Genomic DNA, 17,487 nt, shown 5'->3' with positions numbered 1-17,487 from the left:
TCAAAAATCAATTTCTCTAATTTTCAATTCGTAAAATTCGAATAAATTAAAACACAAAGTGAATAAATTAGTGCAATTCGTGAAATTCGTGGCTAAAAAAAAAATCATTTCAAATTCTCTGTCAAAACCTTTAAAAACGCAGTAACCGCTTTTTTCTCATAAACTTCCTTCAAAGAAATCAGCATTGCGGTGCGCGTCATGTTTTTGCCGCTTATCGGAATTGCGTACAAATCATTTTCGTTTTCGATAGTCGTTTTCGTTAAGATTGTATGCCATTTTCCTGTTTTAATCAACTCGAGTAAAGTCGGAATATCGTTTATTTCGATAGTGACTTTTGGATGTAAATTACTTTTTTCAAAAGCCTTGCTAATAAATTGAGTCGTGCTGAAACCGCCCGCTGGCATGGCAAGAGGCAATGTGCTGATTTCTTCTAGAGAAATGGTCTTTTTATTTTTTAAAGAAGTTTCAGAAGAAGTAACCAAAGCCATTGGCGAAGTAAACAATTCCAGATATTTGAAATGCGCTTCAGAAGCAATTTCTTCAAAAGTCAGAATAACATCAAGCTGAAAATGATTGAGTTTTTGAATGAGTTCTTGCGAAGTTCCAAAGATAATTTCAAACTGTATTTTCGGATATTCAGAGCTGAATAAAATCAAAGCTTTTATTACCACGTGGCGGAGTGCATACGTTACGCCAATTGCCACTTTTCCTATTTCCAGATTATTCAGATCTTTTAATACTTCTAATCCGTCAGAAGCTTTGTTGACCGATTGCTGTGCATAAACGGCAAATAAATCTCCAGCTTCAGTAAGCGTAATTCTTTTTCCGATTCTATTAAAAAGTGGCACTTGAAGTTCGTCTTCCAACTGTTTTATTTGTTGCGATAATGTGCTTTGGCTGATGTAAAGTGCAGAAGCAGCTTCGGTGAAATTCAGTAATTCTTTTGCTTTCAGAAAATATTTTAGCTGTCGAAGTTCCATTTATAAATCGGTTTTATCGATTGATTTTATCGAAAAATAAGGTTTTACAAATATAGAAAATCTTAAGAACTTTGTAATGTTGTAAAATTACAAGCAGAACAAAATGAATATTATAGCTTTACAAGAAGGAAATTATATTGTTAATTCTCAAAAAGAATTTCAGCTTTTAGAAGAGAATACAACCGAAACGGGTTTAAAAATGGCAATTCAGCCGTTTCTTGTTATTACAGATCATGATGTTATTTTAATAGATTTCGGTTTAGGATTTGTGAATAATGGCGTTCCGTTTATTCATGAAATGCTAAGAAATAATAATATCGAACCTCAACAGATTACTAAAATTCTGGTTTCGCATCTGCATAAAGATCATATTGAAGGAATCGGTTATTTCGAAAATAATCAATTCGTCCAAAATTTTCCAAATGCGAGAATTTATATTCAAGAACGAGAAATAGATTTCGCTTTAGAACAATTGCAAAATCCATCTTACGTTCCTGAAATATTAAATGAGCTGAAAAATTTGCCAAACGTTGAATTGTTAAATGAGAACAGCGGACAAATTACAGACGAAATTTCCTTTGAAGTTACGGCAGGACATACCAAGTTTCAACAAGTATTCTGGATTAAAGCTGATGGCGAAATTGTTTTTTACGGAGCAGATGATTTGCCACAAAAAAGATATTTAAAAATTCCTGTGGCCTACAAAACTGATTTTGACGGAAAACGTGCCATGGAATCTCGAAAAAAATGGGAACAGCAAGCCAAAGAAGAAAACTGGAAAGTGCTTTTGTACCATGATATGAAGACGCCTGTTTTGGATTTTGCAGAAGAAAGAAGCGAGATGAGAGACGCTGTATAGAAACAAGAAGCAAGAGACAAGATTTTATTTTGAGCCAAAATAGAGAAGGAAGAAATAAGATATTCATTTATGCTTTGAAACAATAAAAGGAAAATTCAGATTAAATTATTTAGTCTGAATTTTTTTTTAGCAGAAAACAAAAGAAACAAAACACTTCTAACTTTTTCCTCCAAAGAAGTACGCAGAATAGAAAAAGCTTTAGTAATCTGTGCTTCAACCGTTTTTATGGAAACATCCAAATGTTCTGCAATTTCGATATTGGTTAAACCTTCTTTTTTACTCAGAATAAAAACCTCTTTACATTTTGGCGGTAAGTTTTGAATCTCTTTGTTTACCGCGTTCAAAACCCTTTGAAAAGATTCAGAATCTTCTTCCTGGACAATTCCGTTTAAGGCATCGTAATATGATTTTTCTAGAGAAAAGAGAGATTGGTTTTTTCGATATAAATCGATAAACTCATTATAGGCCAGTTTGTAAAGAAAACTTTTCAGCGAATGATCTGTTTTTAATCTCGTGCGCTGTTCCCAGACTTTAATAAAAACATTCTGCACGATATCTTCGGCGCTGTAAACATTCTTAACCAGACTGTTGGCATATACGCAAAGTTTATGATGATAGGTGTCAATAAGATACGTGTAAGCGCTTTCATCTCCATTTCTAAGAGACTCAATTAGAATAGTATTATCGCTGTAATCATCAATCTTCATAAAAACAAATATATAAATTAATAGTTTTTTAGGTCAAAAAGTGAACTGAATTTGCTTAAAACGACCTCATTTTTATCTTTCTATTTGAAAATTAGTACAAATAGAAAAGGAAAAAAATGCAAATATAAATCATTTACTTTATAATTTCTACCAAATTAGTCGAGTTTTGTTGAAAGAAAACACTTGTGAAAAATAAAAAATTCATCAAAATGAAAAAAACTTTATCAAATTGTTAGGGTTTTGTTTTTTGGCTTCGTAATAATATTAAAAACGACTAAAATGACAGTAAAAAAGTCAGAGCGACTAATTGTTAAATTTATCACAAATCAGGCTTCTCAAGAAGAAATTGAGCAGCTTACGGAGTGGTTAAAAGAAGAAGAGAATCAGCTTGTATTTAAGGATTTTGTAAAAACCAATTATGCAATTGATACTGCTTTGAACACTTTTGATTCTTCTGAAGTTAGAAAACAGCTTTCAGCAAGAATTTCGAAAGAAAATAATGTTTTTTATAAAAGAAGATTTTCATCATACTATAAATATGCCGCGATTTTGGTTGTGGCTTTGGGCGGATTTTATTTCTATAAAAATTCTGGTTCCGAGCAAGTTAAACAAAACGTTATTATTCCGAGAGTAGACGAGATTGTTTTACAATTAGGAAACGGATCGTCGGAAACTATTGATATTTCTGGTGCAAAAAATGTAACGGATAAAGATGGAAATATTATTGGAAAACAGGACAAAAATAAATTGGTTTACAACAACACTTTTACGGAAGGAGAATTGGTTTACAGTACATTGAAAATTCCGTATGGAAAAAAATTTGATGTGCAATTATCAGACGGAACCTTGGTGCATTTAAATTCTGGAACTTCATTTAAATATCCTGTGCAGTTTGTTAAAAATAAAAACAGACAAGTGTATTTGACAGGTGAAGCTTACTTTGAAGTAAGTAAAGATAAAAATCATCCTTTTACGGTAAATGCGCAGGAAGTCAATGTTGAAGTTTTAGGAACCAAATTTAATGTAGACTCGTATAGTAACAATAGCAGTACTGATGTTGTGCTGGTTGAAGGTAAAGTTTCGCTTTATAAAGAGAAGAAAACAAATCATAATCAGGTTTACTTAACGCCAGGTTTTAAAGGTTCGAGCGAGAAAGGACAATCTGATATAAAAATTGAACAGGTTAATACAGATTATTATACCGATTGGGTAAAAGGAAGTCTGGTTTTTAAAAATGCTTCTTTTGATGCTATCATTAAAAAATTGGAGCGCCAATACAACGTTACTTTCATTAACAGAAATAAAACACTCGGAAAAGAGATTTTCAACGCTCGTTTTGACAATGAACCGATTGAAGTGGTTTTGAAATATTTTAGCGACAGCTACGCCATTGATTATACTATTGACCGAGATAAGATTACTATTAAATAGAATTAAGAATTAAGAATTAAGAATTAAGAATTAAGAATTAAGAATTAAGAATTAAGAATTTCGATAATCCACAAAGAATTAAATCTAAAATCTACAATCAGAAATCTAAAATAAAAAAGCCTATGTAACAAAAATCCAAAATGAAGGATCGTTATAAAAAAACCGGAAAATGCGCCAACATTTCCCGGTAGAGTATATGCGGTCAGTTAATTAACCAACCAACATTAAAAAAAACATTTAAAAGTATGAAAAAACTCTTGAACAGAATCAGGTTTGATAAGCCTTTTTTGAAATTTGATTTGAAAATGAAATTGACCACATTATTTCTGCTAACTGCCTTAACAGTAATGCACGCCGGAACCACTTATTCTCAAAAAAACAAGATTTCTTTTAATGCCAGCAACATGACCGTTGCCAAAGTGATTGAAAGATTGGAATATACTACAGATTATAGATTTGTCTATAATGTAAGATCTGTAGATTTAAACAGAGTAATCGACGTAAATGCATACGAAACCTCAATCGAAGTTATTTTAAATAGGATTTTTAATAATACCAGTACCGATTTTAAAGTATCTGGAAACCATATTATTTTGACTCCCAAAAAACTCTCTGCCGATAAACCAGCGGAAGAGAAAAAGCCTGTAGCCGATTTTATCGTAAAAGGTAGAGTTACCGACGAAAAAGGGATGCCTTTGGTAGGTGCAGCAATTTCTGATAATGGTTCAGGAAGAGGCGTTCAGACCGATTTTAATGGAGACTACCAGATTATTACGGTAGGCAGTGAAACGACTTTGGCTTTTGCTTATTTAGGATTTGTAAGACAAGAAATTAAAGTTGAAGGTAGAAGTGTTATCAATGTTGTTTTGAAAGAAGATGTTTTGGAGCTTGAAGGGCTAGTTTTAAAAACGGGTTATCAGGATATCTCTGCAGAAAAAGCAACAGGGTCTTTTTCTAGTTTAAAAGCTAAAGATTTTCAAGAGCAGCGTTTAAATAGTTTAGACAAAATTTTAGAAGGACGTATTGTTGGATATCAAGACGGAAAAATTCGTGGTACGACCTCTATGAACGCTAATGCCACAGCTCCGTTATATGTTATTGACGGTTTTCCTGTTGAAAATACTAGATTAACTCCTTATTCAAATATCGAAGAAAATCTTCCTAACCTAAACTTAGAAGACATCGAAACGATCACGGTTTTAAAAGATGCGGCAGCTTCTTCTATTTATGGTGCTCGTGCGGCAAATGGAGTTATAGTAATTACAACGAAAAAAGCAAAAGAAGGAAAAACAAACATTTCGTTTTCTAGCAATTTGACTGTTACGCCTTACCGAAATTATACTGGCAATCTTACTAGTTCTGCTGATATTATTGGATTAGAAAGAGGATGGGCAGAAGGAAATCCTAATTTGAAAACCGCTAACGCCAATACATACGCACAATCTTTATTGAATAATGCTGCATTTACCAGTTTGGGAATGCAAACTATTTTAAACGGTTACGCGGGAAATATTTCTCAAACGGAAATGAATAATCGTTTAAACCAATTGGGTTCTCAAGGATATAAATACTACGATGATGTGGCAAAATACGCAAAACGCGATCAGTATTTTATGCAGCACAACCTTAGTTTAGGTAAAGCGAGTCAAAACAATACATTTAATGCTTCGATCACTTACAAAGACAATCAGTTGGAAGATATGTATTCTGAAAATCAATCGGTTGGTATTAATTTGAAAAATTCGACTCAGATTAATGACTGGCTGTCTTTAGATTTGGGAACTTATTTAAACTACGGTATAGGAGATACACAGTATTATAAACCAATTAATCCAGCAGCTGTTTCAGATAATCCTGGATTTAAATGGCAACCATACAATCAATTAGTAAATAACGACGGAACTAATTTTGTTTCTACTGCTGCTTCTCGCTACAATAATTTTACGCTTAATTCTATGCAGACTTATGGTCTTTACAACATGGATATTACGCCGATGGACGAATTAGGAAGAAATTTAACTGAAAACAAAAATTTCTTAAACAGAACATTTGCCAAGTTTAATGTAAAATTCAGCCACGCTTTTACTTACAACGCTATGTTCCAATACGAGTTTGCTTCAGATCGTGCAAGTCAATTGTTTGCAAAAGAATCTTACTATGTTAGAAGTAAAGTAAATGGTTTGGTAACACTTGCTAATAACAAAGCAGTTTACAATTTGCCTTATGGAGATATCATTAAAGAAACCAACCAATTCTCTAACGCTTATAATTTCCGTCAGCAGTTAAATTTCAATCAGACTTTTGCAGAAAAGCATGATTTTTCTGCTATTGCTGGTATGGAAATCCGTCATTCTAAACAAGAATATAACGATAATACACGCTATGGTTACGATTCGCAAGCCTTATCTTTTACAGCAATAAATCAAGCCGATTTATTAAAAGTATACGGAGCTGTTTTTGGTGGATATATGTCACAAAATGATTTTGGATTACAAAAAGAATTACAGAACCGTTATGTTTCTGTTTATTCTACAGGAGGTTATACGTATGACAAAAGATATTCTCTTTCTGGAAGCATTCGTTGGGATCGTTCCAACCTTTGGGGAACAGATAGCAAATACCAAAACAAACCAATCTGGTCTGTAGGTGCGGGCTGGAATATTAACAATGAATCATTTTTTGATGTTGATTGGGTTGATGCTCTTAAACTGCGTGGTTCTTACGGTATTGCAGGAAACATTGCTAAAGATTCTGCTCCTTATTTAACCGCTTTTTATTATGCTAATGCCAATGTTGGAGGAACTTATGGAAGTGTTGGTAAGCGACCAAATCCTGAGTTGTCTTGGGAAAAAACAACAACAACCAATATTGGTTTAGATTTTTCATTCTTTAAAAGCAGACTAAGCGGAACTCTAGATTTGTACAACAAAAAAGGTCAAGATTTGTTAGCGACTAGTCAAGGAATTCCAACAGAAGGATTTGGATATTCTTCTTACACGCTTAATAATGGAGAAATGACCAACAAAGGTATTGAAGCTACTTTAAGAGGAACAATTGTAAAAACTCCTTCATTCGCTTGGGATGCCGCTGTTTTATATGCCTATAATAAAAACACAGTAGATTTTGTAAATGTAAAAGCTCCTGTGTACTATTTACAATTAGATTACCCAACGGCTTATCCTAGAATTGGAACCAGTTTTAACGCCATTTATGGTTACCAATGGGCAGGCTTGAGCGATACAGGAGTACCTCAGGTTTATGATGCTTCAGGAACTGCAGTAAAATATAATCCAGGCCAGTTAGACGCAATTAAAGATTACGGTTCAACAGTTCCTACACACAGTGGTTCTTTTCATACTTCTGTCGATTATAAAAACTTCTCGCTTTCGGCTCTTTTCATTTATGAGCTAGGACATAAAGTGAGAAACACATTCCTGCCGATGTTGAGTAACACTTACAATGGTGCACTTGGAGGTTATGTAACGGATATAACGGTGGTAAACAATAATATCGCAAATCGTTGGATGCAGCCAGGAGACGAAGCTTTTACTAATGTTCCAAGAGCGGTTTACGAATATGAAGCCGATTTTAATTCAGAATCTCGTACTATTTATTCTTATGCAGATATTAATATTTTGGATGCTTCAAATGTAAGATTGAGTAACATTTCGTTAGCATATCAAATGCCAAAAGACATTATTAAAAGAGTAAAACTAGACGGAGTACGATTCAATTTGAATGCAGAAAACGTATACACTTTTGCCAAAAGCAGAGATGCCAAATACATGTTAGGCGGTTTTATATCTCCAAGTTTTGTTATGGGAGTAAATGTTAATTTCTAATTTATAAAGACTAGACGATGAAAAATATATATAAAAAAGTAGCGTGCGTATTGGCTTTAGGATTGACTTTAGCATCTTGCGAAGACTATTTGAACGATGTGCCAAAAGGAGCAAAATCGCCAGAAACATTAGCAGATTATGAAGCTTTTTTACGCGATGAATACAACACAAGATTAGATATTCTAGGAGCTAATCACGTATTAAATGACCAATTTGTAACAGCCGCTTCACTAACAAGCAATAGATTGTATAATGCCAATTATATGTGGGACGAAAATGCAGATCGTATTGCAATAAAGGTATCAGACGAATCGTACTATTATACAGCTTATAGCGGAATTTCAGCTTTTAATTTAATTATTGAAAATGCGCTTTCGACAACCCAAGCGACTGAGCAAGAACAGAGAGTGGTTTGGGCACAAGCAAAAATAATGCGTGCCATGAACTTCTTTTATGTAACTAATTTTTATGCAGATACTTATGTAGCTTCTACAGCTTCTACAAAATTGTCAGTTCCGTTAATTACAAGTGCCAATATCAATGCGCCAAGCAAACAAGTAACCATTCAGGAAATGTATGATTTTATTCTGAATGATATTAAAGAAGCATTGCCTTATTTGCCTAAAGTTTCTCAAACCGCTTTGCATCCAAATTTAGGAGCCGGTTACGCTTTTTATTCAAGAGTTTATCTACAAATGAGTAACTACACAGAAGCTTTAAAATATGCAGATTTGGCATTAGCAGAAAATAATAAATTGTTTGATTGGGTCGCTTTTTACGAAGCAAATAAAACAACTATAGATGTCCCAAATTCATACACAACTGCTGTATCGCCAATGGGTTATAACAATGTCGAAAATTATATGTTTAGACACGGCTCAAATCGCTCATTAGGAAGAGAACCAAGTATTCCAGTAGAAAGAGCGGCGCGTTTTGAAACGGGTGATTTACGTTTAAAATCTCGTTGGAAAATAAGAACTGTGGGCGCTGACACTTATTACTATTCAATATTGTCAGGAATGTACAATTTTGGCGGACTTACAACTGTTGAGGTTTATTTAATAAAAGCCGAATGTTTGGCACGTGATAATAAAATCAGCGAAGCATTAGCAATTTTAAATGCAATTCGTAAAACGCGTATTCTTCCAGCATCGTATCAGGATATTGCAACTACAGATAAAACAACTGCTTTGAATGCCATTTTCAAAACAAAAAATAATGAATCTGTACAGACTCTTATTCCTTATGCAGATGCAAGACGTTTAAATGCAGAAGGTGTTTATAAAGTTAGTTTTAGCAAAGTGGTAAACGGAACCACTTATACATTAAAATCGGATTCTCATTTATGGACATCGCCTTTCCCGCAAGGAGCAACGCAAAATCCAGGAAACGGAACAATTACACAAAACGTAGACAAATAATAATCTAAAAGCTTCCCGATTAGATTTCCCCGAAAGGGAAGCTTTTTCTAAAAATATCAATCAAAAATGAAAGCAATTCAAAACAAAATACTAGGATTATGCATCTGCTTGTTTATGGTTTCAATAAACATTCAGGCACAAAAGAAAAAAACGGCACCAGCTCAAGCTTCTTCTTATACAATTGAAGGAAACATCACAGGTTTAACCGACGGAACAGCCGTAAAATTGATTCCGGGCGCAACACATTCATCTGAACTGCCAGTTGCTGAAACAGCATTAAAAGACGGGAAATTTACTTTTGAAGGAAAATTAAAAGAACCTCGTTTTTTCTATGTTGTCTTTGGTAAAAACAAAGGAAATATTTCTGTAATGGTCGAAAATTCAAAAATAAAAATTACAGCGGCTGGAACAGTTTCAGATAACGAAGGAGAATGGATTTCGTTTAAAAATGTTGTAATTACAGGATCAAAATCTCATGATTATTATGTGAAAGAAACAGCTTTTAAAGAAGAATTGAATAATGATTATGCTGAATACCATAAAGGGACTGAAGAATTAGGCAAATTGTATTCAAAAGCTAGAGTTGCAGGAAACAAAAAAACAATGGATTCCATTGCAAATACTCCAGAATGGAAAGCTTTTGAAGCAAAAGAAAAAGCCTTTTTTGCGAAAGTAGAAAAAACAACATTAGACCTTATAGCAAGACATAAAACTAACTGGTGGGGGCCATTTTTTATGATGACGCAATACAGCTATTTTACTCCAGAACAAAAACCGATTTACGAGCAATTTTCAGATGCGGCAAAGAAAAGCTATTATGGTCAAGTAGTAGATAAAGATTTGAATCCAAAATCATTAATCGGAACAAGCATTGCCAATTTTGGATTAAAAGATAAAGACGGAAAAGTATTGAATGCAAAAGACATTGTTGCAGGCAAAAAATATATTTTGGTAGATTTTTGGGCTTCATGGTGCGCGCCTTGCCGAAAAGAAATTCCGAATTTAAAAACAGCTTATACAGAATATTCCAATAAAGGATTTGAGATTTTAAGCATCTCGATTGATAAAGACGAAAAAGCTTGGCAGAAAGCGCTAGGTCAAGAAAACATGCAATGGCCGAATTTATATGATGATGATAAAGTTAGCAAAGCATTCAATGTAAAAACCATTCCAGCAACTTATTTAGTAGATAGTAAAGGTGTAATTATCGGGGACAATTTAAGAGGTGCAGAATTGGAAGCGAAATTGAAAGAACTTATGAAATCTTAAGGATTTTAGTGGTCAGTGATCAGTATTTTAGTGTTCAGTTTGCCAAATGAACTGATCTATAATATTGAAACATATAAAGAAATTTATTTCTTGCACATAGAAAGCTATGTTCATTTTAATAAGTGAAATGCCTTTTAAAAGGCTTACAAAATCTATGATTCTATGTGTTTAAATAAAAAACATCGCAATCGAACAAACAAAAAAAAATATAACATGAAAAGTACCATTTTAAAATCAAGTCTATTCGCTTTAGCGATAGCGACAGCGCTTACTTCTTGCGCTAAAAAAGAAGGATATACCATCAGCGGAAAAATTGCTGGATTGGACAAAGGAATCGTCTACTTGGAATATGCAGACGAAAAAGGAGATAAAAAAATCATCGATTCTGCTGAGGTAAAAGAAGGTGCATTTACTTTTACTGGAAAAACGGGAGAGCCTTTATTTCATACAATAAAAATTAAAGGGCAAGAATACGGAGCGTATTTTCTTTTAGATAATGAAGATATTACTGTTGAAGCAAAAAAAGATTCTGTTTTTAAAGCTAAAGTAACAGGAGCAACTCAAAACGAATTCTACAAATCGTACTACGATAACGAATTCAAAAAAATACAAGCAATTGCAGGTCCGATTTACAAATTATCTGATTCGCTAACACAAGGCGGAAAAGTAAAACTAACTGCAGAACAGCAAACCATGATGGATAAAAAATGGAAAGATTTGGGCGCTTTCGCGGATGATCTGACAGATAAATTCATTAGAAAAAATAAAGATAATTTAGGAGGAGCTTTAGTAATTGAAGACCGAATTGTGTCTTACGGAACTCCTGAAAAAGTAAAAGAATATTACACAATTTTATCTCCAGAAGTTCAAAAATCATTCTACGGAAAAAAATTAAAAGCATCAATCGATCTTAACGAAAAAACAGCAATTGGCGTTGCAGCTCCTGAATTTTCTCAAACGGATATTAACGGAAAAGTGGTGAAATTATCAGATTACAAAGGAAAATATATTTTAGTAGATTTTTGGGCTTCTTGGTGCGGTCCATGCCGAAAAGAAAATCCGAACGTAGTTTTGGCTTACAAAACTTACCATGATAAAGGTTTTGATGTTTTGGGAGTTTCTCTAGACGACAAAAAGAAACTTTGGGAAAAAGCAATCGAAAAAGACGGGTTAACTTGGACACACGTTTCTGATTTGAAAGGATGGCAGAATGAAGCTGCTGTTTTATACGGTGTGAAAATGGTTCCAACCAACTACTTAATTGGTCCTGACGGGAAAATCGTAGCTAAAAACCTTAGAGAAGCTGAGTTGCAATCTAAATTAAAAGAGATTTTCAGCAAATCATAAATGTTTAGTGTTCAGTGATCAGGTTTTTAGTATTCAGTTACAATTCGGTATCGGACTGAACACTAAAAAACTGAACACTGAGCACTAGATAAAGAACACTCCAATAAAAATTCTCATAAAAAATGAAAAAATACATCTTTCTGGGCTATTGCTCATTAGCTTTCTGCGCCCTTATGTCAGCGCAGGGCAAATCGGTTAACTTTAAGAAAATTAAAGAATTAGGCGGAATAGAAGAATACTTATACCAGCCAAACGGAATGAATGTTTTGCTTTTGCAAGACAATGCGTCGCCTGTTGCAACTGTACAAATTGTATATCGCGTAGGTTCTAAACATGAAGTTTTAGGAAACACGGGATCAACGCACCTTTTAGAACATTTAATGTTTAAAGGAACGCCAACTTTCAACAAGAAAAACGGAAACACAATTACTGATGTTCTGCAAAATACGGGAGCGCAGTTAAATGCGACAACTTGGTACGATCGTACGAATTATTTTGAAACATTGCCAAGTGATAAAATCGAATTGGCGCTTCAAATTGAAGCCGACAGAATGCGTAATTCTTTATTATTGAAAGAAGATAAAGAAGCAGAAATGACGGTAGTTCGCAACGAATTTGAGCGTGGAGAAAACAATCCGAATAGTTTATTAGACAAAGAAATCTGGGCTTCAGCATATATCGCGCATCCGTACCATCATTCTACAATTGGCTGGAAATCGGATATTGAAAAAGCTCCGATTGAAGTATTGAAAAATTTCTACAATACCTATTATTGGCCAGATAATGCCACTTTGACTATTATTGGAGATTTCAAAAAAGAAAATGTTTTTGAATTGATCGAAAAGTATTTCGGAAAAATTACAAAAGCGCCAAATGTAATGCCTCAGCCTTATACAGAAGAGCCTGAACAATATGGCGCGCGTAAAATTGTAGTGAAAAAACCTGGCGAATTGGGCGTTGTAAGCAAAGCCTATAAAATTCCGGGAGCGTTACACGAAGATCTTCCTGCGTTGAATATTTTAGCTCAGATTATTGGTGTTGGACCTTCGGCAATTTTGAGTAAAACTTTCGTAGACACTCGTTTGGGAATTTATTCTTATGCTGAAGCAACAAACTTTAAAGAAGTTGGACTTTTCACGATTGGAGTTGGTTTCCCGACAACTTCTATACACGAAGATATCGATGCTAAAATAAGCGAAGTTGTAGCTAAAATTCAGAAAGAAGGCGTGACTCAAGAAGAAGTAAATCGCGTTGTAGCAAAAATCAGCGCACAGACTATTTTAGCGCGTGATGGTTCTGGTGTGATTGCATCGGCATTAAACGAAGCCATTGCTTCTGGCGACTGGACAGATTATATTACAGGAGTTGACCGATTGAAAAAAGTAACTCCTGCTGATGTTTTGCGCGTAGCCAATAAATATTTGGTTGAAGACCAAAGTACAACAGGATATTTTATTCCGAAACAAGCTGGTGCTCAAAATAATGATTCGGCAAAAGCTAATAATTATATGCCAGAAAATGGTCCGTTTTATTACAGACATTCAGAAGAAGGACATATTCACGAAGAAAAAACTTCAGTTCCAACTTCAACTAAAAATACATCAGAAGAATTAATTTCTACAGAAACTTTAATAGAAAAATCGGCTTCTGCTTTTAAAAGAGAAAAAGTATCTGGAATTGATGTCGTTTCAGTTAAAACTTCCGCAAAAGATTTCGTTACCGTTGCTGCGAGCATTTCGTTAGGAAATTATGCTAGCGAAACTAAAAATGATATTATTCCAACTTTAACCGCGTCGATGTTATCAAAAGGAACAACACTGAATGACAAGTTTAAATTCTCAGAAAAATTGCAAAAATTAGGAGTTTCCTTAAATGTGAATGCTTCGACTTTTAAAGTAAATATCGGATTCAAATGTTTGAAAAAAGACTTAGATCAGGTTATTGCTTTATTGGCTGAAGAATTAAGAAATCCGTTGTTTGATGCTAAAGAATTCGAAAATTTAAAACAGCAATTTATCGGAAATACACAACAAGATTTGAATGATCCAGGCGAAAGAGGAAGCATTGCTTTATCGCAAGCCATTTATCCGAAAGGAAATCCAAATTACAATTTAAGCGTTGAAGAAAATATTGAAAATATCAAAAACGCAACTTTAGACGAAGTAAAAGCTTTCCATAAAAAATATTTCGGAACAGCATCTATGCGTCTCGTAATTGTAGGTGATACAGAAGGAGCAAACTTAAACGCTTCTTTAAAAAAATCATTCAAAAACTGGAACGGAGGAGTTACGGAAAAACTGAAATTTGAAGAAGCGACAAAAGCTGCCGCAAAAACAGAATTAGTAAACATTCCAGAAAAACCAAGTGCAGAATTATTCATCGGTCAGTTTACAGGATTAAAAAGAGCCGATGCAGATTATATTCCGTTTTACATAGGAAATTACACTTTAGGTGCAGGTTTCGCTGGACGTTTAATGCAGACGGTGCGTGACAATGATGGTTTGACCTACAACATTACTTCAGGTTTGGGCGGTAACATCGAAACAGGAGGCTACTGGTTTGTAAATGCTTCTTTCAATCCAAATTTATTTCAAAAAGGTCTGGATGCGACAATGGTTCAGGTAGATAAATGGGTAAAAGAAGGCATCACAGCATCTGAATTGGAAAACAAGAAAACAAACTTAATTGGAAGTTTTAAAGTAGGAATGTCTACCACAAACGGAATGGCGAGAACGATTTTAAGTTTTATCGAAAGAGGTTTGGAGCCAAGTTACATCGATCAATATCCGAAAGATATCGAAAAAGCGACTTTACAGCAGGTAAACGACGCGATTAAGAAGTACATTCAATTGGATAAAATGATTATTGTTAAATCGGGATCTCTTGATAAAAACGGTGAGCCTTTGAAATAGTTTTTTTTTGCCACAGATTAAAGGATTTTTTTGATTAATCATTTTAATCTTATAATCTGTGGCAGATTATTTTACAGTAAGTACCGCAAATGTTAAAATCTAAAATCAACAATCTAAAATTTTTAATAGTCGTCTTTCATTATTTCATTTTAGAAACTGAATTAGTAAGCCATTTTCTATGAAAGACCAAAAGAGCTGTTTTGCCGACAGCTCTTTTTTTCAACAAATCAAACCAAAAAACAAATGAGAAATACCATAATTGCATTCCTGTTATTGCTCTCGGTTTCCATGTTCGGACAAATGTATAATCCCGTAAAATGGTCGACAGCTGTAGAAAAAATTTCAGATAAAGAATATATTTTAAAAGCCCAGGCCGTCATACAATCTGGCTGGCATTTATACGGGCAATATATTGAAGAGGGTGGGCCGTCGCCAACAGCTTTTACCTTTAAAAATCAGTCCAAAAAATTCGAATTGATCGGAAAAACGAGTGAAGACAAAGGACACGAAACGGTGGATAAAATCTTCGATATGAAAATTAAATATTTTCAAGATAAAGCTGTTTTTACCCAAAAAATCAAATTCACTTCTGCCGATATTTCGAATATTGCTGCCGAAGTTGATTTTATGGTTTGTGATGATAGCAATTGTTTGCCGCCGTCTACAGAAGAACTGACTTTTAAAATTCCGAGCGAAAAGAAATTGGCTTCCACCGAAGAAACTCCTATCATAAAAGAAGATTCTGTAATTACAGAAGAAAAAACGGTTGCTGAGAAACAAGAAAAAAAATCGAAAGAAATTACAGATGCGCCAAAGAAAACAGAATCGAGAGGATTACTAACTATTTTTATTTTAGCCTTTTTATCAGGATTTGCAGCTTTATTGACACCTTGCGTTTTCCCGATGATTCCGATGACGGTGAGTTTTTTTACCAAACAAAGTAAAAGCAAGGCAGCTGGAATTAGAAATGCAATGATTTACGGATTTTCAATCGTGATTATTTACGTTTTATTGGGTTCGATCGTAACCGCAGTTTTTGGTGCCGATTCGCTAAATGCGCTTTCAACCAATGTTTGGTTCAATCTGATATTTTTTATTTTATTGGTCGTTTTTGCCTGTTCGTTTTTGGGCGCTTTCGAAATTGTTTTGCCAAGTTCATTTGCCAACAAAATAGATTCGCAAGCCGATAGAGGAGGATTGATCGGGATTTTCTTTATGGCATTGGCTTTAGCGATCGTATCATTTTCTTGTACAGGACCAATAGTAGGAACGTTGTTAGTTGAAGCCGCTTCAAAAGGTGGAATCGCTCCAATTGTCGGAATGTTAGGATTCTCGATTGCAATTGCGTTGCCATTTTCATTATTTGCTGCTTTTCCAGGCTGGTTAAACGCACTGCCAAAATCGGGTGGATGGCTGAATACGGTAAAAGTAGTTTTAGGATTTTTAGAACTGGCTTTGGCTTTCAAATTTTTATCCAACGCCGATTTAGTGTTGCAATTGCATTGGTTAGAAAGAGAAGTTTTCCTTGCGGTTTGGATTGCCGTTTTCGGAATGCTGGCTTTTTATTTATTTGGAAAAATTACGTTGCCACATGATTCTCCATTAAATCATATTTCGGTCGGAAGATTAGTTTTCGGATTAATCGTTTTGAGTTTCACGATTTATCTAATTCCAGGGCTTTGGGGTGCACCGTTAAAACTAATCAGCGGATTTCCACCACCAATGCAATACAGCGAATCTCCAAACGGACTTGGAGTTTCAGGCAATTCAGAATTAAAAATAACAGGCTCGTTACCAGAAGGAGCAGAGCACGGTCCGCAAAATATTATCACTTTCCACGATTACGACAAAGGAATGGAATATGCTAAAAAAGTCGGAAAACCAGTTTTATTAGATTTCACAGGATATGCTTGCGTAAACTGCCGAAAAATGGAAGAATTGGTTTGGTCAGATCCAAAAGTTTTAGGCGTTTTAAACAATGATGTTGTTTTGATTTCGCTTTACGTAGACGATAAAAAAGAACTTCTAAAAAGCGAACAATATGTTTCTGAAACAACTGGAAAAAAGATTAAAACCATCGGCAACAAATGGAGCGATTTACAGATTAAAACCTATAAAGCAAATGCTCAACCTTTCTACGTAATTGTTGATCATAAAAGTGCAAACTTGGTTGAGCCGTCTGCTTATAATCCGAATATTGAGGAGTATTATAGTTGGCTGCAGAGTGGGGTTGGGAAGTTTAAGAGGTAAATAAAAAACCTCCAAATTCAATTTGATTTTGGAAGTTTTTGTTTTTTATTCGTATCCTGCTTTTCCTTTACAGGAATCTTCAGCATCAGAATCTAAAAGAAGATTTTTTATTATCAAATTGATATAGCTTGCTTTTAAACATAATATATAATTGCATTTCTAGAAGTTTGAGCATACACCAGATCGCCATCTGGTTCTCCTGCATTTGCAATCTGCAAGGCGACAGGTACGGTTATATTACAACCTAATTTAATTCCAAAAAACACATTGTTGTTTGCTGTGGTATCGCCACATGTAGTTAAAGATCGAAGATTTATGTTATTGATACTAGAACAATTATAAAAAGCGTTTGTTCCAATTGACGTTAAATCATTAAGTGTTAAAGATGTCAGAGAAGAACATCCAGAAAAACAACTTGGTCCTATACTTGTAATTGGACCAACTGTAAAATCATTTAATGACGCGCATC

General features: G+C 34.3%; 11 protein-coding genes. 8 read left to right on the top strand and 3 right to left on the bottom strand.

Annotated features, from left to right (window positions below; all coding sequences use genetic code 11):
• Nucleotides 1-104 precede the first annotated feature (104 nt).
• Nucleotides 105-980, bottom strand: a complete 876-nt coding sequence (locus Q9Q97_RS21900; RefSeq protein WP_306161038.1) for a LysR substrate-binding domain-containing protein — start codon at nt 978-980, stop codon at nt 105-107.
• Between the two features lie 103 nt (nt 981-1,083).
• On the opposite strand from Q9Q97_RS21900, the gene Q9Q97_RS21895 reads away from it, so the two are divergent.
• Nucleotides 1,084-1,839: an MBL fold metallo-hydrolase gene (locus Q9Q97_RS21895; RefSeq protein WP_306161036.1), complete on the top strand. Its 756-nt coding sequence runs from the start codon at nt 1,084-1,086 to the stop codon at nt 1,837-1,839.
• Nucleotides 1,840-1,934: 95 nt separating this feature from the next.
• On the opposite strand, the gene Q9Q97_RS21890 is transcribed toward Q9Q97_RS21895, so the two are convergent.
• On the bottom strand, nt 1,935-2,546 hold the full coding sequence (locus tag Q9Q97_RS21890; RefSeq protein ID WP_306161034.1) for an RNA polymerase sigma factor: 612 nt from the start codon (nt 2,544-2,546) through the stop codon (nt 1,935-1,937).
• A 279-nt stretch (nt 2,547-2,825) separates the two neighbouring features.
• Here Q9Q97_RS21890 and Q9Q97_RS21885 point away from each other — a divergent pair, with 279 nt between their 5' ends.
• The 7 genes from Q9Q97_RS21885 to Q9Q97_RS21855 all read left to right on the top strand — a co-directional run bounded on the left by Q9Q97_RS21885 (nt 2,826) and on the right by Q9Q97_RS21855 (nt 17,018).
• Complete coding sequence (locus Q9Q97_RS21885; RefSeq protein ID WP_306161032.1) at nt 2,826-3,977, top strand: FecR family protein; 1,152 nt, start codon at nt 2,826-2,828, stop codon at nt 3,975-3,977.
• A 245-nt stretch (nt 3,978-4,222) separates the two neighbouring features.
• Nucleotides 4,223-7,819, top strand: a complete 3,597-nt coding sequence (locus Q9Q97_RS21880) for a SusC/RagA family TonB-linked outer membrane protein (protein ID WP_306161030.1) — start codon at nt 4,223-4,225, stop codon at nt 7,817-7,819.
• Nucleotides 7,820-7,836: 17 nt separating this feature from the next.
• Nucleotides 7,837-9,240, top strand: coding sequence for a RagB/SusD family nutrient uptake outer membrane protein (locus Q9Q97_RS21875; RefSeq protein WP_306161028.1), 1,404 nt, complete (start codon nt 7,837-7,839; stop codon nt 9,238-9,240).
• A 66-nt stretch (nt 9,241-9,306) separates the two neighbouring features.
• Nucleotides 9,307-10,509 carry a TlpA disulfide reductase family protein gene (locus Q9Q97_RS21870; RefSeq protein WP_306161026.1) on the top strand — a complete coding sequence of 401 codons (1,203 nt, stop codon included), beginning with the start codon at nt 9,307-9,309 and terminating at the stop codon, nt 10,507-10,509.
• Nucleotides 10,510-10,722: 213 nt separating this feature from the next.
• On the top strand, nt 10,723-11,856 hold the full coding sequence (locus Q9Q97_RS21865) for a TlpA disulfide reductase family protein (protein ID WP_306161024.1): 1,134 nt from the start codon (nt 10,723-10,725) through the stop codon (nt 11,854-11,856).
• A gap of 122 nt (nt 11,857-11,978) precedes the next feature.
• Complete coding sequence (locus Q9Q97_RS21860; protein WP_306161022.1) at nt 11,979-14,768, top strand: pitrilysin family protein; 2,790 nt, start codon at nt 11,979-11,981, stop codon at nt 14,766-14,768.
• Between the two features lie 243 nt (nt 14,769-15,011).
• Nucleotides 15,012-17,018 (top strand): cytochrome c biogenesis protein CcdA, encoded by a 2,007-nt coding sequence (locus Q9Q97_RS21855; RefSeq protein ID WP_306161020.1) that lies wholly within the window; start codon nt 15,012-15,014, stop codon nt 17,016-17,018.
• Nucleotides 17,019-17,152: 134 nt separating this feature from the next.
• Here the strand turns inward: Q9Q97_RS21855 and Q9Q97_RS21850 are convergent.
• The coding region (locus Q9Q97_RS21850; protein WP_306161018.1) for a leucine-rich repeat protein at nt 17,153-17,487 on the bottom strand (335 nt) is incomplete at its 5' end.

Origin of the sequence: Flavobacterium sp. DG2-3, from assembly GCF_030730925.1 — a bacterium.
Lineage (GTDB): Bacteria > Bacteroidota > Bacteroidia > Flavobacteriales > Flavobacteriaceae > Flavobacterium.
The sequence above is the reverse complement of the archived record's forward strand: the minus strand, read 5'-3'. Positions and strand labels throughout refer to the sequence as shown.